This window comes from Kitasatospora sp. NPDC056184 (assembly GCF_042268405.1).
GTDB lineage: Bacteria > Actinomycetota > Actinomycetes > Streptomycetales > Streptomycetaceae > Kitasatospora.
Genome location: NZ_JBHJUI010000036.1, coordinates 18,386 through 37,069 on the forward strand (window position 1 = coordinate 18,386; position 18,684 = coordinate 37,069).

The 18,684-nt window shown below is 75.2% G+C and carries 18 protein-coding genes; 6 read left to right on the plus strand and 12 right to left on the minus strand.

Going from position 1 to position 18,684, the window contains the following annotated elements; genetic code table 11:
* Positions 1–54: 54 nt before the first annotated feature.
* The gene (locus ACFC0B_RS37900) at positions 55–606 is read right to left on the minus strand and encodes an O-acetyl-ADP-ribose deacetylase (protein ID WP_376097200.1); all 552 of its coding nucleotides are present in this window, start codon (positions 604–606) and stop codon (positions 55–57) included.
* Positions 607–847: 241 nt separating this feature from the next.
* Here ACFC0B_RS37900 and ACFC0B_RS37905 point away from each other — a divergent pair, with 241 nt between their 5' ends.
* Entirely contained in the window at positions 848–2,362 is a 1,515-nt protein-coding gene (locus ACFC0B_RS37905; RefSeq protein WP_376097074.1) for a PP2C family protein-serine/threonine phosphatase, read from the plus strand.
* Between the two features lie 106 nt (positions 2,363–2,468).
* Here ACFC0B_RS37905 and ACFC0B_RS37910 read toward each other — a convergent pair whose 3' ends face one another.
* The 4 genes from ACFC0B_RS37910 to ACFC0B_RS37925 form a co-directional block, all read right to left on the minus strand.
* Positions 2,469–2,822, minus strand: coding sequence for a DUF2516 family protein (locus ACFC0B_RS37910; protein WP_376097203.1), 354 nt, complete (start codon positions 2,820–2,822; stop codon positions 2,469–2,471).
* Positions 2,823–2,948: 126 nt separating this feature from the next.
* Positions 2,949–3,467, minus strand: coding sequence for a hypothetical protein (locus tag ACFC0B_RS37915; RefSeq protein ID WP_376097077.1), 519 nt, complete (start codon positions 3,465–3,467; stop codon positions 2,949–2,951).
* A gap of 20 nt (positions 3,468–3,487) precedes the next feature.
* Positions 3,488–3,901: a helix-turn-helix domain-containing protein gene (locus ACFC0B_RS37920; RefSeq protein WP_376097080.1), complete on the minus strand. Its 414-nt coding sequence runs from the start codon at positions 3,899–3,901 to the stop codon at positions 3,488–3,490.
* Between the two features lie 89 nt (positions 3,902–3,990).
* Positions 3,991–5,103: a MerR family transcriptional regulator gene (locus tag ACFC0B_RS37925; protein WP_376097083.1), complete on the minus strand. Its 1,113-nt coding sequence runs from the start codon at positions 5,101–5,103 to the stop codon at positions 3,991–3,993.
* A gap of 171 nt (positions 5,104–5,274) precedes the next feature.
* On the opposite strand from ACFC0B_RS37925, the gene ACFC0B_RS37930 reads away from it, so the two are divergent.
* The gene (locus ACFC0B_RS37930; protein WP_376097086.1) at positions 5,275–5,892 is read left to right on the plus strand and encodes a YceI family protein; all 618 of its coding nucleotides are present in this window, start codon (positions 5,275–5,277) and stop codon (positions 5,890–5,892) included.
* A 235-nt stretch (positions 5,893–6,127) separates the two neighbouring features.
* Here the strand turns inward: ACFC0B_RS37930 and ACFC0B_RS37935 are convergent, their stop codons facing one another.
* The gene (locus tag ACFC0B_RS37935) at positions 6,128–7,093 is read right to left on the minus strand and encodes a LysR family transcriptional regulator (RefSeq protein ID WP_376097089.1); all 966 of its coding nucleotides are present in this window, start codon (positions 7,091–7,093) and stop codon (positions 6,128–6,130) included.
* A 146-nt stretch (positions 7,094–7,239) separates the two neighbouring features.
* Here ACFC0B_RS37935 and ACFC0B_RS37940 point away from each other — a divergent pair, with 146 nt between their 5' ends.
* Positions 7,240–8,472 carry an MFS transporter gene (locus ACFC0B_RS37940; protein ID WP_376097092.1) on the plus strand — a complete coding sequence of 411 codons (1,233 nt, stop codon included), beginning with the start codon at positions 7,240–7,242 and terminating at the stop codon, positions 8,470–8,472.
* 10 nt (positions 8,473–8,482) lie between these two features.
* Positions 8,483–8,968, plus strand: a complete 486-nt coding sequence (locus tag ACFC0B_RS37945; RefSeq protein ID WP_376097095.1) for a macro domain-containing protein — start codon at positions 8,483–8,485, stop codon at positions 8,966–8,968.
* Here the strand turns inward: ACFC0B_RS37945 and ACFC0B_RS37950 are convergent.
* Entirely contained in the window at positions 8,956–9,495 is a 540-nt protein-coding gene (locus ACFC0B_RS37950) for a GNAT family N-acetyltransferase (RefSeq protein ID WP_376097098.1), read from the minus strand. The two genes, ACFC0B_RS37945 and ACFC0B_RS37950, sit on opposite strands and share 13 nt — an antisense overlap.
* A 180-nt stretch (positions 9,496–9,675) precedes the next feature.
* Between ACFC0B_RS37950 and ACFC0B_RS37955 the strand changes: the two genes are divergently transcribed.
* Positions 9,676–10,470 (plus strand): TetR family transcriptional regulator, encoded by a 795-nt coding sequence (locus ACFC0B_RS37955; RefSeq protein WP_376097101.1) that lies wholly within the window; start codon positions 9,676–9,678, stop codon positions 10,468–10,470.
* Positions 10,471–10,509: 39 nt separating this feature from the next.
* Here the strand turns inward: ACFC0B_RS37955 and ACFC0B_RS37960 are convergent, their stop codons facing one another.
* Positions 10,510–11,823 (minus strand): GNAT family N-acetyltransferase, encoded by a 1,314-nt coding sequence (locus ACFC0B_RS37960; protein WP_376097104.1) that lies wholly within the window; start codon positions 11,821–11,823, stop codon positions 10,510–10,512.
* Positions 11,824–11,957: 134 nt separating this feature from the next.
* Between ACFC0B_RS37960 and ACFC0B_RS37965 the strand changes: the two genes are divergently transcribed.
* Positions 11,958–12,683, plus strand: coding sequence for a dienelactone hydrolase family protein (locus ACFC0B_RS37965; RefSeq protein ID WP_376097107.1), 726 nt, complete (start codon positions 11,958–11,960; stop codon positions 12,681–12,683).
* Positions 12,684–12,704: 21 nt separating this feature from the next.
* Here the strand turns inward: ACFC0B_RS37965 and ACFC0B_RS37970 are convergent, their stop codons facing one another.
* The 4 genes from ACFC0B_RS37970 to ACFC0B_RS37985 all read right to left on the minus strand — a co-directional run bounded on the left by ACFC0B_RS37970 (position 12,705) and on the right by ACFC0B_RS37985 (position 18,317).
* Entirely contained in the window at positions 12,705–14,183 is a 1,479-nt protein-coding gene (locus tag ACFC0B_RS37970; protein WP_376097110.1) for a C40 family peptidase, read from the minus strand.
* A 281-nt stretch (positions 14,184–14,464) separates the two neighbouring features.
* Positions 14,465–15,565, minus strand: coding sequence for a hypothetical protein (locus tag ACFC0B_RS37975; protein ID WP_376097113.1), 1,101 nt, complete (start codon positions 15,563–15,565; stop codon positions 14,465–14,467).
* Between the two features lie 69 nt (positions 15,566–15,634).
* A complete protein-coding gene (locus ACFC0B_RS37980) occupies positions 15,635–17,470 on the minus strand; it encodes a threonine/serine exporter family protein (protein WP_376097116.1) in 1,836 nt (611 codons plus the stop codon).
* A gap of 127 nt (positions 17,471–17,597) precedes the next feature.
* The gene (locus tag ACFC0B_RS37985; protein WP_376097119.1) at positions 17,598–18,317 is read right to left on the minus strand and encodes a DedA family protein; all 720 of its coding nucleotides are present in this window, start codon (positions 18,315–18,317) and stop codon (positions 17,598–17,600) included.
* Positions 18,318–18,684 lie beyond the last annotated feature (367 nt).

Sequence of the window (18,684 nt, forward strand, 5' to 3'; positions counted from 1 at the left end):
ATACCTCTGGCGTGTTGACGCCTCGTCACGCCACCATGGGACCCGGCCCGGCGTTCACTCCGGTCCCGTCAGCCCCAGCTCCCGCCCGACACCCGCGAACACCCCGTACATCTCGGCCCCGAACAGCACGAACCGCACCTCCTCCGGTCCGCTCCCCGGCTCCGCCGTCACCGCCGCGACGGTGCCGAGCGCGATCCTGGCCGCATCCGCCGGCGGCCACCCGAAGATCCCGGCCGACACGGCCGGGAAGGCCACCGTGCGCGCACCCAGCTCCGCCGCCACCCGGAGCGACTCGCGATAGCAGGAGGCCAGCAGCTCCGCCCGCCCCTCGTACTCGTCCGCCAGGTAGACCGGCCCCACGGTGTGCACCACCCACCGGGCCGGCAGGTCGCCGGCCGTGGTCGCCACCGCCTTCCCGGTGGGCAGCCCCCGTCCGTACCGCGAGGCCCGCAGCCCGCGGCACTCGTCCAGGATCTGCGGCCCGCCCCTGCGGTGGATCGCCCCGTCCACACCACCGCCGCCCAGCAGGGAGGAATTGGCCGCGTTCACGACCACGTCCACCTGCTGCGCCGTGATGTCACCCTCGACCAGGGTGATGCGCGTCACCATCACAGAACTCCTCTCCCCGCCCGCCCCGACACCCGTCGGCACGGGCCTCCGCCCGAACCCTCACCACCCATCCAACACACCGCCACCGGCGTGGCGACAGCCACAACGGCGCCGGTCGGTCAGAGAAATCCCCGGAGATCACGTTATGGTCGCCAGAAGTTCCCCGACGCAGGGTGCCAAGCGGGCACTGCGGACGGACGCCGGCCGTTACGCATGCGGGGAAAGGGAGGATCAGCCGATGCCCGCAACGGGAGACGGGCGGGCACCTGCTGCCGCGGACCCGCCGGGCGCCCAGCACGGCGCCCGCCCCGGAGGTGCCAGCGAACGGTCCGTCCCCGAACGGTCTGCCTCCGACCGATCCTCCGCGGCGACCCGGCAGTCGGCCGGCCCGGCCACGGCGGCCGCGCCGATACCCCACCCGCGGTCGGACGCCGCCCCCGCGGCGCCCTCGACCACCCCCGCCTCCATCCCCGCCTCCGCCGCCCCGCTGAAGCTGCTGGTGATCGAGGACGACGCCAGCGACGCCCAGCTGCTCAAGGCGGCGGTGGCCGACAGCGGCGCCCCGATCGAGATCCACTGGACCCGCGGCCTCGACCAGGCCTTCGCCCTGCTCGCCCCCGGCACCCGGCGCGGCCGCCCGCGCGGTTCCGACCTCGGCCGCGGTGACTTCAGCTGCGTCCTGCTCGACCTCGCCGCCCCCGCCGACCTGCCGCACCCCTCGGACCCCTCGGACGGCCTGGAGGGCCTGCACGAACTGCTCCGCCGGGCCCCGCACACCGCCGTCGTGGTCCTCACCGACGCCGCCGGAGCCGAACTCGGCGCCGCCGCCGTGGCCGCCGGCGCCCAGGACTTCCTGGTCAAGAACGAGACCGACGGCCCGCTGCTGGCCCGCGCCCTGCGCTACGCCGTCGAGCGCAAGCGCGCCGACGAGTCGCAGCGCCGGCTCGTCGAGGCCGAGCTGCGCGGCCAGGAGAACGCCCGCCTCCAGCGCCACCTGCTGCCCACCCCGCTGCTCGACGGCGCGAACCTCTCCTTCACCCGCCGCTACCGCCCCGGCCGCCGCCGCGCCCTGCTCGGCGGCGACTTCTACGACGCGGTCCGCACCGAGGACGGCACCGTCCACGTGGTGATCGGCGACGTCTGCGGCCACGGCCCCGACGAGGCGGCGCTCGGCGTGGCACTGCGGATAGCGTGGCGGACCCTGGTCTTCGCCGGCCTCACCGGCGAGACCCTGCTGACCACCCTCCAGCACGTGCTGGAACACGAACGGCGCAGCGACGAGATCTTCGCGACGCTCTGCATGCTGAGCATCGAGCCGGGCGAGGCCGACGCCCCCGGGGCCGTCGAACGGGCCCGGCTCCACCTCGCCGGCCACCCGCCGCCGCTGCTGCTCGGCGAGGACCACACCCCGATCGGCCTGCCCGCCGACCACGCCGGCCCCGCGCTCGGTCTGCTCCCCTGCGACGACGGCCAGGCCGTCTGGCCGGCCCACCGGTTCGAGCTGAGCCCCGGCTGGCGGCTGCTGCTCTACACCGACGGGCTGATCGAGGGCCGGATCGGCGCCGGCTCCCGCCGCCTCGGCCAGGACGGCCTGGCCGACCTCATCGGCGACCACCAGTCCGCCGGGCTCACCCGGGGCCGGCTGGTCGACAGCGCGATCGCCGAGGTCGAGGAGCTGAACGGCGGCGCCCTGACGGACGACGTCGCGGTGCTGCTGCTGGAGCGCAACCCGGTGCAGCTGATCCTCGGTTAGGCGCGGACCCGCCCGGGCCGGACACGCCCGGGCCCGCGCCGGACGGCACGAGCCCCGGCGTCCGCGCGGTGGAACCGCCGGACGCCGGGGCTCGGTGGTCCCGCCGTCACCAGGGCCCGTACGGCCCCATGTTGCGCTGGTCGCCCCGGCCGCCGCCCCGGTTGGTCAGCGCCCGGATCGCCGGGCGGACGTCGACCACGTAGACGATCGCCGCGACCAGGCCCGCCAGGGTGAGGAAGCTGGTCATGAAGTTCGCGCCGAACAGCAGGTCCACCCCGAAGGCGGCGCCGAGGATCGCGAGCCAGAAGCCCTTGGTCTTCTTGTCGGCCGCCCGGTAGCCGTCCTCCGGGCGGGTGGCGGCGTCGATCAGCGCGAACAGCTTGTAGCCCAGGATGGCGACGGCCAGCCACCAGAACGGATTCAAGTAGTCCAGGTACAGAATCTGGGCCACTCCGCCCATCACGGCCTCCTCGTCTCGCTGCGGCACCCCGTCCGTCCATCCTGGCACGGCGGGGCGTCCGCCAAGGGGTCAACGACCCGGCGGCGCCCGATGCGCCCCGGGGCTCCGCGGCCCTGCTCCGCGGCCCTACTCCGCGGTCTTGCGGGAGCGGCCGCGCTTCGGGGCGACGGGCGCCTCGTCCTCGACCAGCTCGCCCTCGACGAGTTCGCCCTCGGCCGCCGCCGCGTCGACCCGCTCGGCGACCGCCGCGTCCGCGCCGGCCTCGGCCTCGCGCCCGCGCTCGACCGCCACCTTGCCGCGCTCGGCGAGCCCGTCGTAGGTCTCCTTGGCCTTCACCGCCAGTTCGACGGCGCGGCCGACCTGCTGGAGCGCGAAGGTCTGCGCCTTCTCCTGCAGGACCTTGAGGTCGGCCGGCAGCGCGGTGACCGTACCGGTGACCTTGGCCTGCGCCTCGACCAGCCGGGCCTGGGCCTCGGTCAGCCGGGCGGTGGCCTTCTCCTGGGCGCCCTTGCGGTCGGCCGCGAGCGCCTCGACCCGGCCCGGCACCTCCCGCAGCTTCGCGTAGGCGAGGTCCCCGGCGCCGGCGAGGGCGTACAGCGGGGTCGGGTCGGTCAGGGTCTTCTTGATCTCGTCCGTGATCGGCACGGCCGGTCCTCCCGTGGTGTCTAGGGTGCCTTGCCCTCGTGCTCGTCCGCGCTCCCGCCCGCGCCCTCGTCCGCGCCGGACGGTTTCCCGGCGGCGTTCTCCTTGAGGAAGGCGTCGTAGACCGCGAGCAGCGCCTGCTTCTGCTGCTCGTTGATCAGCGGATCGGCCAGGATCGAGGCCCGCAGTTCCAGGCCCTCACCGCGCCGCTCCTCCAGGATCCCGGCCTGGACGTAGAGCGTCTCCGCAGAGATCCGCAGCGCCTTGGCGATCTGCTGCAGGATCTCCGCGCTCGGCTTGCGCAACCCTCGCTCGATCTGGCTGAGGTAGGGGTTGGACACGCCGGCGGCCTCCGCCAGCTGCCGCAGCGAGTACTGCGCGTTGCGCCGCTGTTCGCGGATGTACTCGCCCAGCGAGCCGACGTTCAGGGAGGCCATGGGGCCACCCTGCCCCACCCTGCTTGCTTTTGCAAGCGCTGCGCTAGCACCAGCAAACGCCCCCGCCCACCGGGCCGGGCCGGGGCGCGTCAGGCCGGGAGGCGGACCGGCATGAGCACGGAGAAGGTGCCGGGGCGGTCGGGGGTGCGGAGGGCGAGGGGGGCGACCGGGCCGCCGAGTTCGAGGACGAGCTGGCCCGGGGCGCCGGCCGCGAGGGCCTCCAGGAGGAAGTCCCGGTTGACCGCCACCCGGAAGGCGTCCGGGCCCGGCACGCCGGGGTCGGGGGCGGCGACGGTGAGGCGGCCGGCCTCGTCGACGGCCAGGACGGCGACCTCGCAGTCGGCGCCGTCCGGGCCGGACGGGAGGCTGCGGGTCGGGGCGGACGCGACCGCCTCGCGCAGGTCGGCGGCGGTCAGGCCGACCCGGTGGACGGGGTCCAGCCGGACCAGCGCGCGGTAGTCGGGGTAGTCGTGGTCGAGCGCGGCGCCCTCGATCCGGTGGCCGTCCACCGCGACGCGCACCGCCGCACCGCCGAGCGTCAGTTCCACCGGCCCGTCGGCGGAGCCGAGCAGCGCCCGGACGGCGTCGGCCAGGGCGGTCGGCACGATCGCGGCGGCGGAGGCGGCGGCGACGCCAGGGGTGCCGGAGGCGTCGACGGGGACCTCGGCGAGGGCCATCCGGTAGCGGTCGGTGGCGACCAGCCGCAGCAGTCCGCCGTCCAGGTCGAACAGCACGCCGGACAGGACCGGCAGTTCCGGGTCGCTGCCGACGGCGAACCGGACGGCGTCCAGGGCCCCGGCCAACGCGCGGGCGGGGACGGTGAAGCGGTGCTCTTCGGGGGTGGCGGTCATCGGGTTCTCCCTCTGGTCGATCAGCCGTCGGATCAGGGAGAGCTCCCGGCGCGCGTCGGCGAGGCCGTCCTCCAGACGGCGCAGGTGCGCGTCGAGCACCCGCCGGCCCTCGCCGCTGCCGGGGGCCGCGCCGAGCACGGCCCGGATGCCGGCCAGCGGCAGGCCCACCCGGCGCAGCCGGGCCAGCAGCCGGGCGTCGGCGAGCTGCTCGGGCGCGTACCAGCGGTAGCCGGTGCGCGGGTCGACCCGGGCCGGCGCGAGCACGTCGGCGCCGTCGTAGAAGCGCAGGGCGCTCACGCTCAGACCGCTGTCGCGGGCCAGCTCTCCGATGCTGCGCAGGTCGCTCTCCATGCGGGGACTCTGGGGCCTCGACCAGGTCGAGGGTCAAACCGGACGGCCGGACCGGCTCCGACCCTATCGACAGGCCTCCGACCAGCATGGTTGAACTTTGAACGAAACCGGTCTACAGTGGAGCCAACAAGTTGAAGCCTAAACAAATGGCTTCGAACCCGAGGAGGAGCCATGGGCCTGTTCAACCGCACCAAGAACAACGTCGCCGCCGCGACCACCACCACCGTCGCCGTCACCGAGGGTCCGGACCTCGGCCACCTCTCGGGCGACTGGACCATCGACGCCACGCACAGCGAGATCGGCTTCGCGGTCCGCCACGCGATGGTCACCAACGTCAAGGGCCGCTTCACCGAGTACGACGGCAAGCTGCACCTCGACGGCACCACGCCGACCAACTCCAGCGCCGAGCTGGTCATCAAGGTCGGCAGCGTCGACACCAACCAGGCCCAGCGCGACGAGCACCTGCGCACCAGCGACTTCTTCGCCGCCGAGACCTTCCCCGAGATCCGCTTCAGCAGCACCGCCGCCGAGCGCGTGCGCGACGACTCCTACCGGCTGACCGGCAACCTGACCATCAAGGACGTCACCCGCCCGATCGTCCTGGACCTCGACTTCACCGGTGCGGCCGTCGACGCCTACGGCGTGGACCGGGTCGGCTTCGAGGGCAAGGCCGTCCTGGACCGCACCGACTGGGGCCTGACCTACAACGCGGCCCTGGAGACCGGCGGCGTGCTGATCGGCGAGAAGGTGAAGCTCACCTTCGACATCTCCGCCGTGAAGGCGGCCTGACCCGGCCGACCACGGCCCCGGGCCCTGTGGGCCCACCCCGACCGCGGGCGCGCGACGCCCCCCGACGACCGCGCGCCCGCACCCGACTCCACCCCTGCCGACCCCCGAGCGGCAGGGGCGGAGTCGTCTTCGGCTCGAACAACCTTCCGGCACCCGGCGATTCCTCGATCCGGGCGGATTCGCACACCGCCTCCGCCGGGACCGCGACCGGACCCGCAACCGGACGGCGGACCGCTCAGGACACCAGCAGCGCGGCGTCCGGCGCCGGGAGCCAGCTGTCCGCCGGACGGCGCAACCACGCCTCGCGCGCGCCGAGTTCGGCGGCCGCGGACAGCAGCGCGGTCAGCCCGGGATGCCGCAGGTCCGGGCGGTGCACCAGGCTCACCAGAGTGAGCGGCACCGGCTCGGCCAGCGGCACGTTCACCGCGCCCGGCAGCGTCGGGCCGCCGGCGGTGGTCAGCATCGGATCGCCGTGCCGGGCGAGGTAGCGGGCGGTCTCGTCCACCCCCACCGGCGGGACCCGCGGCGGCGCCGGCTCCAGGCCGTGCTCGCGCAGCAGCCGCAGGCCGAGGTCGGTCCACTCGGTGGTGGCCGGGTTGCCCGCGCAGACGTCCACCGGGTGGCCGGCCAGGTCGGCCATCCGCAGGACCGGCCGCCCGGCGAGCGGGTGGCCGGCCGCCATCATCACCGAGATCCGCTCCAACCGGACCGGTCGCTGGGCGAGTTGGGCCCGCATCCCGGCGGGCAGACCGGCGAATCGACCGAACGAGACGTCCAGCCGGTGGGCGAGCAGTTCACCGGCCGCGGCTGCCAGACCGCCGTGGAAGCGGGCCAGGAGTTCACCCTCCGGCCAGGCGGCGCGGGCCCGTTGGAGCACCCGGTAGCCGGCGAGGTCCGGTCCGGTGACGTCGCTGATGAGGTCGAGCAGCAGCGGACGGTGCTCGGCACCGGCCAGGATCTCGTCGTGCAGCGCCAGCAGGCGGCGCGCCCGGGGCAGCAACCCGTGCCCGGCGGCGGTGAGTTCGACGCTGCGCGTGGTGCGGGTGAACAGCGCGTCGCCGAGCAGCCGCTCCAGCGTCCGGACGTCCCGGCTGAGCGCCTGCTGGGCCACGTGCAGGCGCTCGGCGGCCCGCCCGAAGTGCAGCGTCTCGGCGGTCGCGACGAAACCGCGGAGCAGACGGGGGTGCAGGTCACGGGGCATGGCGGCAGGCTAGCAACGCTCCCGGGCCGGGCGGACCGGGGCCATTGACACCATGCTGTTGTCGATGCGGCCGAACTGGTGTTGGACCGCGCCCGCCCGGCGGACCGAAGCTGGGGGCTCCCCTGCCCCTCGTCCCCCGGAGTCCCGTGCTCGCCCCGTACCGACGCCTGTTCACCCGCCCCGGCGCCGCCGCCTTCACCCTGGCCGGGCTGCTCGGCCGGCTCTCGATGTCGATGACCGGCGTCTCGCTGGTGGTGCTGCTCGCCGAACGGCGCGGCTCGTACGCACTGGCGGGCGCCGTCGGGGCGGCCGGCCTGATCACCGGGGCGATCGGCATGCCGGTGATCGGCCGGCTGGTCGACCGGTTCGGGCAGGCGCGGGTCACCGTCCCGGCGGTGCTCTACAACGTGCTGCCGCTCTCCGCGCTGCTGCTCTGCGTCCGCACCGGGGCGCCCGACTGGACGCTCTACGCCTGCTGGGCGGCCGGGGCGGCGGCGCCGAACCTCGGCGGCATGGCCCGGGCCCGCTGGGCGCACCTGCTCCGGGACGAGCCGGACGACCTGCACCTCGCCAACTCCTTCGAGCAGGTGCTGGACGAACTCTGCTTCATGGCCGGACCGGTGCTCGGCATGGTGCTGTGCACCTCGATCGCGCCGGAGGCCGGCCTGCTCACCGCCGGCGGGCTCGGCGCGGTCGGCGCGCTGCTCTTCGCGGCCCAGCGCCGCACCGAGCCGCCGCTCGCCGACCGCCCGTCCGCCGGGCGGCACGGCTCGCCGCTGCGGGTGCCGGGGCTGCGGGTGCTGACGCTGGCCTTCCTCAGCACCGGCATGGTCTTCGGCGCGCTCGACCTCACCACCGTCGCCTACGCGGACGCGCTGGGACACCGGCCGGTCGCGGGCGGACTGCTGGCCCTGGTGGCGGCCGGCTCCTGCGTGGCGGGGCTGGCCTTCGGGACGCTGCGGCCGAGCGGGCCCGCGGGCGCCCGCTTCCTGTGGGGCGCCGCGGCGATGGCGGGCCTGCTGCTCCTGCCGCTGACCGCCGGACTGGGCGGCGCGGGGCTCGTGCTGCTCGGGGCGGCGCTGTTCGCGGCCGGGACGGGGACCGCGCCGACCATGGTCACCGGGATGACGCTGATCCAGGACCTGTTGCCGCGCCGGCAGTTGAACGAGGGCATGGCGATCGCGGTGTCCGGCATCCTGGTCGGGATCTCGGCCGGCTCGGCGCTGGCCGGCGCGGTCGCCGAGCACGCGGGGCCGGGCGCCGGCTACTGGATCCCGGCGGGGGCGGCGGCGCTCGCCCTGCTGATCGCCCTCGCGGGCCGCCGCCACCTGGCCGTTCCGGCGGAAAGTCCCGAACGTGCTGTCGGTGCGGCGCGCTAGCGTTCGGGGCATGACGGCAGCAAGCACCATCACCTACGTCCGCGGCGACGCCACGGCGCCCCTGGGCAAGGGCGTGAAGGTCGTCGCACACGTCTGCAACGACCTCGGCGGCTGGGGGAAGGGGTTCGTACTGGCGGTCTCCCGGCGCTGGCCGGAGCCGGAGGCGGCGTACCGGCGGTGGCACCGGGAGCGGGCGGGGAACGACTTCGGGCTCGGCGCCGTGCAGCTGGTGCGGGTCGGGCCGTACCTCTGGGTGGCCAACATGGTCGGCCAGCGGGGCGTCCGCACGGGCCGCTCCTCCGGGCCGCCGGTGCGGTACGAGGCGATCGACGCCGCGCTGGCGACGCTGGGCGGGCACGCGCTCGACCTGGGCGCGTCCGTGCACATGCCGCGGATCGGGTGCGGCCTGGCGGGCGGGCGCTGGCCGTCGGTGGAGCCGCTGGTGACGGCCCGGCTGAGCGGTCGAGGGGTGCCGGTGACGGTCTACGACCAGTGACGGGCGAGGTCGGAGGCCGGCCAGGTGTACTCGTACTCCGGCAGCGTGTGGCCGCCGGGGAAGACGCCGTCGCGCACGGCGGTGCGGTGGGCGCCCTCGCGCTCGTAGAAGGCGATCGCGCGGGTGTTGGCCTGCAGCACTTCCAGGTAGAGGTCGGTCCGGGGGTGGCGGTGGGCCGTGTGGGCGCGGGCGGCGTCCAGGAGCTCGCGGCCGATGCCGCCGCCGGTCAGCCCGGGGCGGACGTGCAGGTTGTCGAGCAGGATCCGGCCGTCCCAGTGCGGGACGAGGTAGGCGAACCCGACGACCTCACCGTCCCGTTCGGCGATCAGCAGCTCGGGGGTGTTCTCCGGACCGCCGTACTCGGCGGCCAGCCGCAGCTCCCAGATCTCACGCCGCTCGGCGGCCAGCCCGTCGCCGAGCGCACTGTCGGGGACGATCCCGGCGTACGCGGTGCGCCAGCTGGCGGCGTGCAGTTCGGCGACGGCCTCGGCGTCCGGGGTACCGCCCGGGCGGATCAGGGTGCTCACGGGTCCAGCATCCCATCCGCGCTTGAACGCGTTCAAGTCATGACTTAGAGTCAGCGCATGCCTTTGAACGTGTTCGAAAAATACGGGCGGGCGGAGTCGGCACCGGATGCGGAGGGGGCATCCGGTGCCGCACGCCCCGACACCGCCTGGGACTGACCCGATCGGGCTAGGCTCGGGGCCGTGGACGACCTGGCAGCGAACGGCACGAGCGCGGCGAACGACAGCACCGGTACGGACGGAGGTGCCGCGGGCCCCGCCGAGACGCGCGGCAGCCGCGCGCAGCCGAAGACCGACAAGAGCGAGCAGACCCGGGCGCTGATCCTGGAGACCGCGATGCGCCTGTTCCAGGAGCGCGGCTACGAGAAGACCACCATGCGCGCCATCGCCACCGAGGCGGGCGTCTCGGTCGGCAACGCCTACTACTACTTCTCGGCCAAGGAGTTCCTGATCCAGGGCTTCTACGACCGTATGACGTACGAGCACGCGGCGGACGCCAGGACCCGCATGGCGCACACCCGGGACTTCGCCGAGCGCCTGGAGATCGCCCTGGTCTCCTGGCTCGACACGGCGGCCCCGTACCACGAGTTCGCGGCGCAGTTCTTCCGCACCGCCGCCGACCCGAGCAGCTCGCTGAGCCCGTTCTCCAACGAGTCCCACCCGGCCCGGGCGACGGCGGTCGAGCTGTTCCGCGAGGTGCTGCAGGGATCCGAGCTGGCGCCGAAACTGGACGCCGAACTGGTCGAGCTGCTGCCCGACGTGCTCTGGCTGCACCTCATGGTCGTGGTGCTCTACTGGGTCTTCGACCGGACCGAGGACACCGAGCGGACCCGGGAGTTCGTCCGCCGGTCGACCCCCATGGCGGCCCGGGTGATCAACCTCTCGCGCTACCGGGTGTTCCGGCCGATCGTCCGCGACGCCAAGGGCCTCATCCAGGACTTCATCCTGCCCACCATCGGCAAGACCGCCGTGAAGTAGCGGACACCCCCGGCCGCGCGGGCCGGGGGTGGACGCCGGTCAGAAGCCGTCGATGTTCCAGGACAGCAGCGGCGCGCGCAGCAGCAGGTCCGCGGCGGCCACCGCGCCCGGGCGCAGCTCGGTGACCAGGCCCGCGACGGCGAGCCGGGGCAGCGTCTCGCCGGCCAGGTAGAGCGCGCCGAGCGCCGAGGCGTCCAGTGCCAGGTCGGCCTCGTCGGTGGTCCGCGTACAGCGGCCGGTGCCGTCCGCGGCGACCTCGATCGCCCAGCGGCCGGCGGCGTAGCCGTCCCGGTCCTCGACGTCCAGCACCACGCGGCCGGCCGCGCCGTAGGTCCGGGCGTTGAAGGCGGCCTCGACGTCCAGCACCCGCAGCCACATGAAGTCGGCGTTCTCGGCGTGCGGGGTGGCGGCCCGCGGCTCGTTCAGCAGCATCGGCAGCGGGTCGTCCGGGCCGACGTTCGCGACCGAGACCTTGCGCACCCAGTCGATCGAGACGAGGTAGCGCCACAGCTCGGTGGCGGTGGGCCGGTCGAGGGCGAAGAAGTCGAGGACGGTGAGCGCGCAGTTCGGGTAGGAGCCGTCCCAGCTGTCGTCGACCTTGTAGACGGCCAGGCCGGTGGGGGTGCCCTCGGCGTCCCGGTGGACGGCGGCGAAGGGCTCCTTCCAGTCGAAGCCGGGGACCTCGATCTCACCGGTGTGGCGCTGCCAGGTGAGCTCGTCGCGGTCGATCACGCCGGGCTGGGTGACCCGCCAGCGGTCGAACAGCTCGGGGCCGATCTTGCGCAGCTCCTCCATGGTGACCAGGTCGATCCGCCCGCCGGGCACGGTGGGCAGGCCGGCCCGCAGACCGCCGGCGCGGAGCAGGTCGATGTTCCAGCCGTGGCCGCGGGTGGCGGGCCCGAAGCCGTACCGGCCGTAGATGTTGTACTCGGCGGCGATCAGGATGGCGACGGCGGAGCCGCGCTCCCGGGCCGCCGCGAGGTCCCCGGTCATCATCCGGCGGAGCAGGCCGCGCCGCCGGTGGGTGGCGGTCACGGTGACGGCGGTGATCGCGTCGGCCTTCACCACGGCGCCGCCGGGGACGGTCAGTTCGGCGTCGAAGCTGCGGAAGGTGGCGACGATCCGGCCGTCGTCGAACGCCCCGGTCATGCGGCCCGGCTCCCACTGGCGGCGGCGGAACTCCGTCGCCCGGCCCACGTGCGAGCGCAGGAAGCCGACGGCGAGCGCCCGGTCCCACGCCTCGACCTCGTCCTCGCCGACGGCGCGGATCTCGATCGCGTCGACGCCGTCGCCCTGTTCCTTCACGCGGCCGCTGCCCGGATCACGGGGGCCGCCAGTCGTTTCGTTGCCCATTCGCTCACCGTACGGCGGGATTTCGGCGAGGTCACCCGATTTATTCCGGGGCGGAGGACGGCCTCCGCGCCCGCCCCGTTCGCCCACGGTGAAGACCGGCCCGCGCCGGCCCGCCCGGCGCTAACGTCCGGTCCATGACGACGGTCACCACACGCACGGTCGCCTACCCGGCCGACGGACTGACGATGATCGGACACCTCGCGCTGCCCGCCGGCACCGGCCGCCGGCCCGCGGTCCTGCTCGGCCCCGAGGGGCCGGGCCTGAACGACGTCCAGCGCCGGCGGGCCGACGCCCTCGCCGAACTCGGCTACGTGGCGCTGGCCTTCGACCTCCACGGCGGACGCTGGTTCACCGACCCCCAGGAGATGCTCGCGCGGGTGATGCCGATGCTCGACGACCCCGACCGGTTGCGGGACATCGGCCACGCGGCGCTCGACGTGCTGCGCGGCGAACCGCGGACCGACCCCGACCGGATCGCCGCCGTCGGCTACGGCACCGGCGGCGCCATCGCCCTCGAACTCGGCCGCGCCGGGGTCGACCTGCGGGCGATCGGCACGGTCAACGGGCTGACCACGGGACGCCCGGGCGAGGCGGCGCGCATCCGCTGCCCGGTGTGGGCCGGGGTCGGGTCGGAGGACCCGATCATGCCGCCCGCGCAGCGGGAAGCGTTCGCCGCCGAGATGCAGGCCGCGGGCGTCGACTGGCGCCTGGTGGTCTACGGCGGGGCGCTGCACGCCTTCCACCACCCGCCGGTCGACCAGGCCGTGGTCCCCGGTGTCGGCTACCACCCGCGGCACGCGGAGCGGGCCTGGCGCGACGTCCTCGGCCTGCTCGCCGAGTGCCTGCCGGTGGCGGGGTGAGCGGACGAGGGCCGGACCGGGTCAGGGGCGGGCGTAGAAGTCCGGGGTGCCCATGATCCAGAGGCTGGCCTGCTTGATCGGCACGCCGGCCCGGGGGGCCTCGATCATCTGGTCGTCGCCGATGTAGAGGCCGACGTGGTGGATGTCGGCGGCGCGGCCGGTGGTGCTCCAGAAGACCAGGTCGCCGGGGCGGAGCTGGCGGTAGGTGACCGGGGTGGACTGGGCGTACTGGTCGGCGGCGAAGTGGTTGAGCCGCTTGCCGCCCTCGCGCCACGCCATCATGGTCAGCCCGGAGCAGTCGTAGCCGCCCGGCCCCTCGCCGCCCCACACGTAGGGCAGGCCGATCCGGGAGCGGGCGAAGGCGATGGCGGCCGCCGCGCCCTCGGACGACCAGGGGCGCGGCGGCGGGGGTGCGGCGGCGGAGCCGGCCGGCGGGGGCGTCCGCGCGGCGGCGGCCTTCTCCACGGCGGCGTTCTCGGCGGCGGCCTTCTCGGCGGCCTCGGCGGCCGCCCGTTCGAAGGCGGCCCTGGCCTCGGCCTCCCGGGCGGCCTGCTCCGCCGCGGCCTGTTCGGCGGCGGCCCGCTCCGCCGCCTCGCGCTCGGCGGCCGCCTTCTCGGCGGCCGCGCGGGCGGCGGCCTCGGCCTCCCGCGCGGCGATCGCCTCCAGCGCCTCGCGCCGCTGCCGCTCCAGCTCGACCGTGGTGTTCCGGGCGGCGGCCAGCTCGCCGAGCAGCCGCTCGCGCCGCAGCCCGGTCGCCGCGACCTGGCTCCGCTGGTCCGCCAGCCGGGCCTCGGCGCCGGCCCGGGCGGCGCCGACCGCGGCGGCGGCGCGTTCGGCGGCCCCGGTCGCGGTGCGCGCGGCGGCGGAGGCCCGGGCCGCCCCGGCGGCCGTGGAGACCGCCGCGTCGAGGATCTGCCGGGTGCGGTCGCTGGCGACCCCGATCACCGCGGCCCGGTCCCCGGCCTCGCGCGGGCCGTGCGCGCCGAGCAGGGCGTCGAGCGCGGAGAGCTCGGCGCCGGCGCCCTGCCGGTACGTCTCGGCGGCCAGGGCGGCGGCCTCCTCCGCGGCCTCGGACCGCTCGGCCTCGGCGGCGGCCGCCCGGGTGACGGCGGCGGACTCCTCGGCGCGGGCCCGGGTGAGGGCGAGCTGGGCCCCGTTGTAGGCCTCGACGGCCTGCTCGGCGGTCCGGGCGGCCCGGTCGGCCTCGGCCCTGGCCTCGGTGAGCGCGGCCTCGATGGCGGTGACGGTGCCGGCCCGGCGATCGGCCTCGGTCCGGGCCCGATCGATCTCCTCCGCGGAGGGGTAGGCCGGCTCCCCCGGTCCGGCGGTGGCCGGGACGGAGCCGGCGGCGGCGGACGGGTCGGGGGACGGCGGCGGCGGACCGGGCGGCCCGGCGGGGGCGGACGGACCCGGCTCCGCCGGGGCGGCGGCCGCGGCGGGGAGCAGTCCGATCAGGGCGGTGAGGGACAACAGGAGGGTCGGCAGGAGCCTGGGCGCCACGGTTCACCCCTTCGAACGGTCACGAGGGAGTGGAGCGGCCGCTCGCGCGCACCGCCGCGGGACCGGGGTGACGACGGGACCGGCCGGTGCCCGCCGCCGGCGACCCGGCGAATCCTCCCATTACGTGACAGGACGGTCACTGACCGCCATGTTCTCAAGCCGGGCGGCTTTCACCCGTCAAGCCCGCGCCGCCGACCGGGTGTCGGTCCGATGATCCGACCGCGCCCCGGTCCGACCGAGCCCGGGTCCGACCGAGCGGACGGGCCACCGGGGCGGACCGGCTACCGGCTCATCCTCCGGGTGCGCGGCCGCAGCCAGCGGTGCCGGCCCTCCCGGGGCGCCGGGCCGGCCGGCCCGACCGCGTACGTCCGGCTGCGCCCGGCCCGGACCACCCGCCGCCGCTGCTGGGAGCGGCCGTGCCGCCCCGCCCGGTCGGCCGGCCCGTCGTACCCGCCCGGGCCGCCGGCCGCGACGACGCCGCGGTGGCTCCCCGACGGGTGCTCGGCGGTACCCGCCGCCGAGCGGCGGTCGGCCAGCCGGGCGGACCGCCGGGCCAGCGCCCGGGCGGCGTGCGCGTCCAGGTGGGCGGTGGCCCGGGCGGCCATCCGCTCCGCCACCCGGTGGGCGGCCGGGTGGTGCGCCGGGACCTTGTCGGGCGCCCCGGCGATCAGGTCGAAGAGCCAGGTCCGGGCCCGGTCCGCGCGCCGGTGCAGACGGCGCTCGCGCCGGAGCGCCCGGGCCCGCAGGCGCGGGCTCGCGGCGTACCGCCAGCGCGCCCAGGGGCTGCTCGGGCGGGCCAGCCGGACCGCGCCGACCCAGGAGAGGCCGGGCACCATGATGCCGAGCAGCCCGGTCCACACCTTGCCCTTGAGCAGGGTGACGACCATCGCCAGCGCGTTCACCGAGATGATGGTGACCAGCCCCCACCTGGTCTCCCCGGTGGGCTCGGCCCCGAGTGGGACGTACCCGACGAGCAGCAGGCCGGTGAAGAGGATGCCGAAGATCACCGCGTCCACCGACTTGCGGCCCTGCTCGCCCCAGTAGACGTCGTCCAGGTGCAGGATCAGCGCGAACTCGTCCAGCACCAGGCCGCAGCCGATGCCGAAGAGCAGCCCGAAGACGTCGATCCACGGGTGCCCGCCGTAGGTCGCGAACACCCCGATGCCGCCGACCAGCAGGAAGCCCAGGCCGAAGACCATGTGGTGGATGTGCAGCCCGCCGGGCGTCACGTTGCCGGGCCACCAGCGCACCTGGGCCCTGATCATCCGCACGCTGAACCGGATGAAGACGAAGGAGGTGATGAACCCGACCAGCAGCAGGAACAGCGGTTGCTTGTGCGCGGCGACGATGTGCTCGCGGTAGCCGTCCAGCAGTGTGGTCATGGGTCTTACCTTCGTTCCTGGTACTGCGTGCGGTCTGCCGCGACATGGCCCGGGGGCCAACGGCCGGCGTCAGAAGCCGCGGGTGCGCTTGGCGGCCCGGCGGGGGATCACCGGGGCGAGCGAGGGACGCTCGACCCCGACCGGGAGCTTCATGAAGAGCCGGGCGATCTCGCCGCCCAGGTTCACGCCGATGGCCAGCGCCATGGCGATCGCGGCGGCCCGGGTGATCTGGACCAGGCCCGCGCTGGGGTGGCCCTGGGCGAACGAGAGCATCCCGAGGTAGAGCGCCGAACCCGGCATCAGCGGCCCGATCGCGGCGGTGACGTACGGCAGCGCGGACCCGTTGCGGTAGCGCGCCATCAGCTGGCCGAAGAGGCCGACCAGGCCGGCCGCCACGCCGGTCGCGACGATCGGCGAGACCCCGGCGTTGTAGGCCAGCACGCCGTAGCTGGCCCAGCCGATGCCGCTGTTGAGGGTGACCAGGGCCAGCGAGCGGCGGTCGGTCTGCAGCAGCATCGCGAAGGCGAGGGTCAGCACCATCGCCGCCACCATCTGGACCGGCGGGTAGTTGTTCCCGACCAGCGACTCGTCCGGCCGCAGCTTCGCCTCGAAGCCGACGCCCAGGTAGAGGATCAGCATCACGCCGATGACGATGCCCGCCACCAGGTAGATCACCTCCAGCAGGCGGGCCGCGGCAGTGATGTAGAAGCCGGTCAGGCCGTCCTGCACGGCGGCGACCAGGGCGCGTCCGGGCAGCAGCGCGAACAGTCCGCCGGTGATCACCACGGAGCCGCGCAGGCCCAGCTCGTTGAAGGAGAGCACGATGCCGGAGGCCGCGGCCGGCATCGCGGCCAGCACGAACTGGTAGAACTCCGGCAGCCCGCGGCGGGCGATCAGCGAGGCCAGCCGGTCGCCGAGGACGGCGGCGACGAAGGCGCTGAGGAAGACCAGCCAGGCCTTGTCGTCGATCTTCCCGCCGACCAGGAAGGTCGCCGCACCGGCCAGCAGACCGGTGTTCAGCGCGAGCAGCCAGGCCGCGTACGGGTGCCGGTTGCGGCGGATCACCGCGAGCCTGCGGTAGGCGTCGTTGACGCTGACCCGCTCGGCGGTGATGTCCGCGACCAGCTCGTACACCGCGTTCAGCCGGGTGTAGTCGGAGGTGCGGCGGCGCACCACGCGGTCGGCGGTGATCGGCGGCTCGACCAGCGAGGGCTGGTGCGAGATGCCGATCAGGGTGAAGGTGACCTGCGGTTCGCAGCGGTCCAGCCGGTAGGCGTGCGCGATGCCGAGCATGGCCGCCTCGACGTCCTCGGCGGCCTCGCCGCTGGCCAGCAGCAGTTCGCCGATGCGCAGGGTGAGGTCGAGGATGCGCGGCACGTTGCGGGCGGCGGCGGCCGCGGGGTGCAGCTCGCGGGCGGTGCGCTCGAAGGCGGGGCGCTCGGACATCGGGGTGCGCAGCAGGGTGCGCATCCGGTCCGGCCAGGGCGCCTCGCCGGGAGCGCCGGGGCTCAGGGAGCCGAGGGGGATGCCGGTCGGCGGGGTGTAGCCGGCGGCCCGCCACTCCTCGGGGGTGAGGGTGTCCTCGGCCGCCGAGCGGCGGCGGTACACCGGGGCGAGCGGCTCGTCGGCGGCCTCCCGCGGCCCGGCGGGCGCCGACGGCTCCGGGGCGGCCGGCTCGGGCTCCGGGGCCAGCAGGCCCTTGGTCTCGGGGACGGGCGGGGCGAGCGGGATCTCCACGGTCGGCTCGGTGACCGGGGCGGGGTGCCCGAGCAGCCCCTCGGTGGGCGGCGCCTCGGAGGGGTGCAGCGGCGGCGCGCCGGCGGCCGGGCGGGCCTGCCGCTGCGGACGGCCGCCCCGGCCGCCCCTGGCCCTCTTGCCGCCGCCCGGTCGGCCCCGCTTCGGCACTTCCGCTCCTTGCCGCCCCTGGCGGTGCCGGTCCCCCGGGCCGCCGTTCGATCTCGGGATACACCTTGCCTGATCGAACTGCCGGACGCACATGTACGCGGCGGCGGGCGCGGGCGCCCCCGGACGCCTACCCGGCGCGGTGGCGGCCGCCGGCGGCCGGGGCCGCGGCGGCGTCGGCCCGGACGGCGTCGGTCCCGGAGGGGGCGTCCCCGGACGGGGCGGCCCGGCCGGAGCGGCGGGCGCGGAGCAGCTCGACGGCCACCGGGATCACCGAGACCAGCACGATGCCGACCAGGATCGCCTCGATGTTGTCCCGGACGAACGGGATCTGGCCGAGGAAGTAGCCGAGCACCGTGACGCCGGCGCCCCACAGCACGCCGCCGACCACGTTGAAGAGGACGAAGACCCGGTAGTTCATCCTGCTCACCCCGGCGACGATCGGGGTGAAGGTGCGGACGATCGGCACGAAGCGGGCCAGCACGATCGCCTTCGGCCCGTGCCGGTCGAAGAAGGCCGCCGCCTTCTCCACGTTCTCCTGCTTGAACAGCCGGGAGTCGGGGCGCCGGAACAGGCTCGGACCGACCTTCCGTCCGAACAGGTAGCCGACCTGGTCGCCGGCCACCGCCGCGAGCACGATCAGCGCGCAGACCAGCCAGAGCGGCTGGTCCAGGTAGGTGCCGCCGGCCACCAGCAGGCCGGTGGTGAAGAGGAGCGAGTCACCGGGGAGGAAGAAGCCGATCAGCAGGCCGGACTCGGCGAACACGATGGCGAGGATGCCGATCAGCCCGAAGGTGGAGATCAGGTGGGTCGGATCGAGCCAGGACGGGCCGAGGGCGAGGCTGGTCACGGTGCGGACTCCTGAGGGCCTGAAGGATAGGTCGACTCTTGGCAATGGAACAGTAAAGCATTCACCAAGGACGCATCGAACGGCCCTACCGCCGACAGCAGTCGGACAATCATCCGGACAACACCGTCGGGCGAATCCCCCTCCCTCCGGTGGAGTCCGTCCGGGACACCGGTGAATCCCGGACGGGCGACGCCGGGCCACGGCACTGCGGAGCGGCGCGGACGCCGCCCTCCCCACCCTGGACAGTCGAAGCTACCGGGGATTAACTTGTGGGGCGATCGTCGGGGCCGGCCGGGCCCGCCACGTCGGACCCCGCCGAACGTCGGGCAGCACCGAACGCCAGGCACCGTCGAAGGGAGGCGCCGCC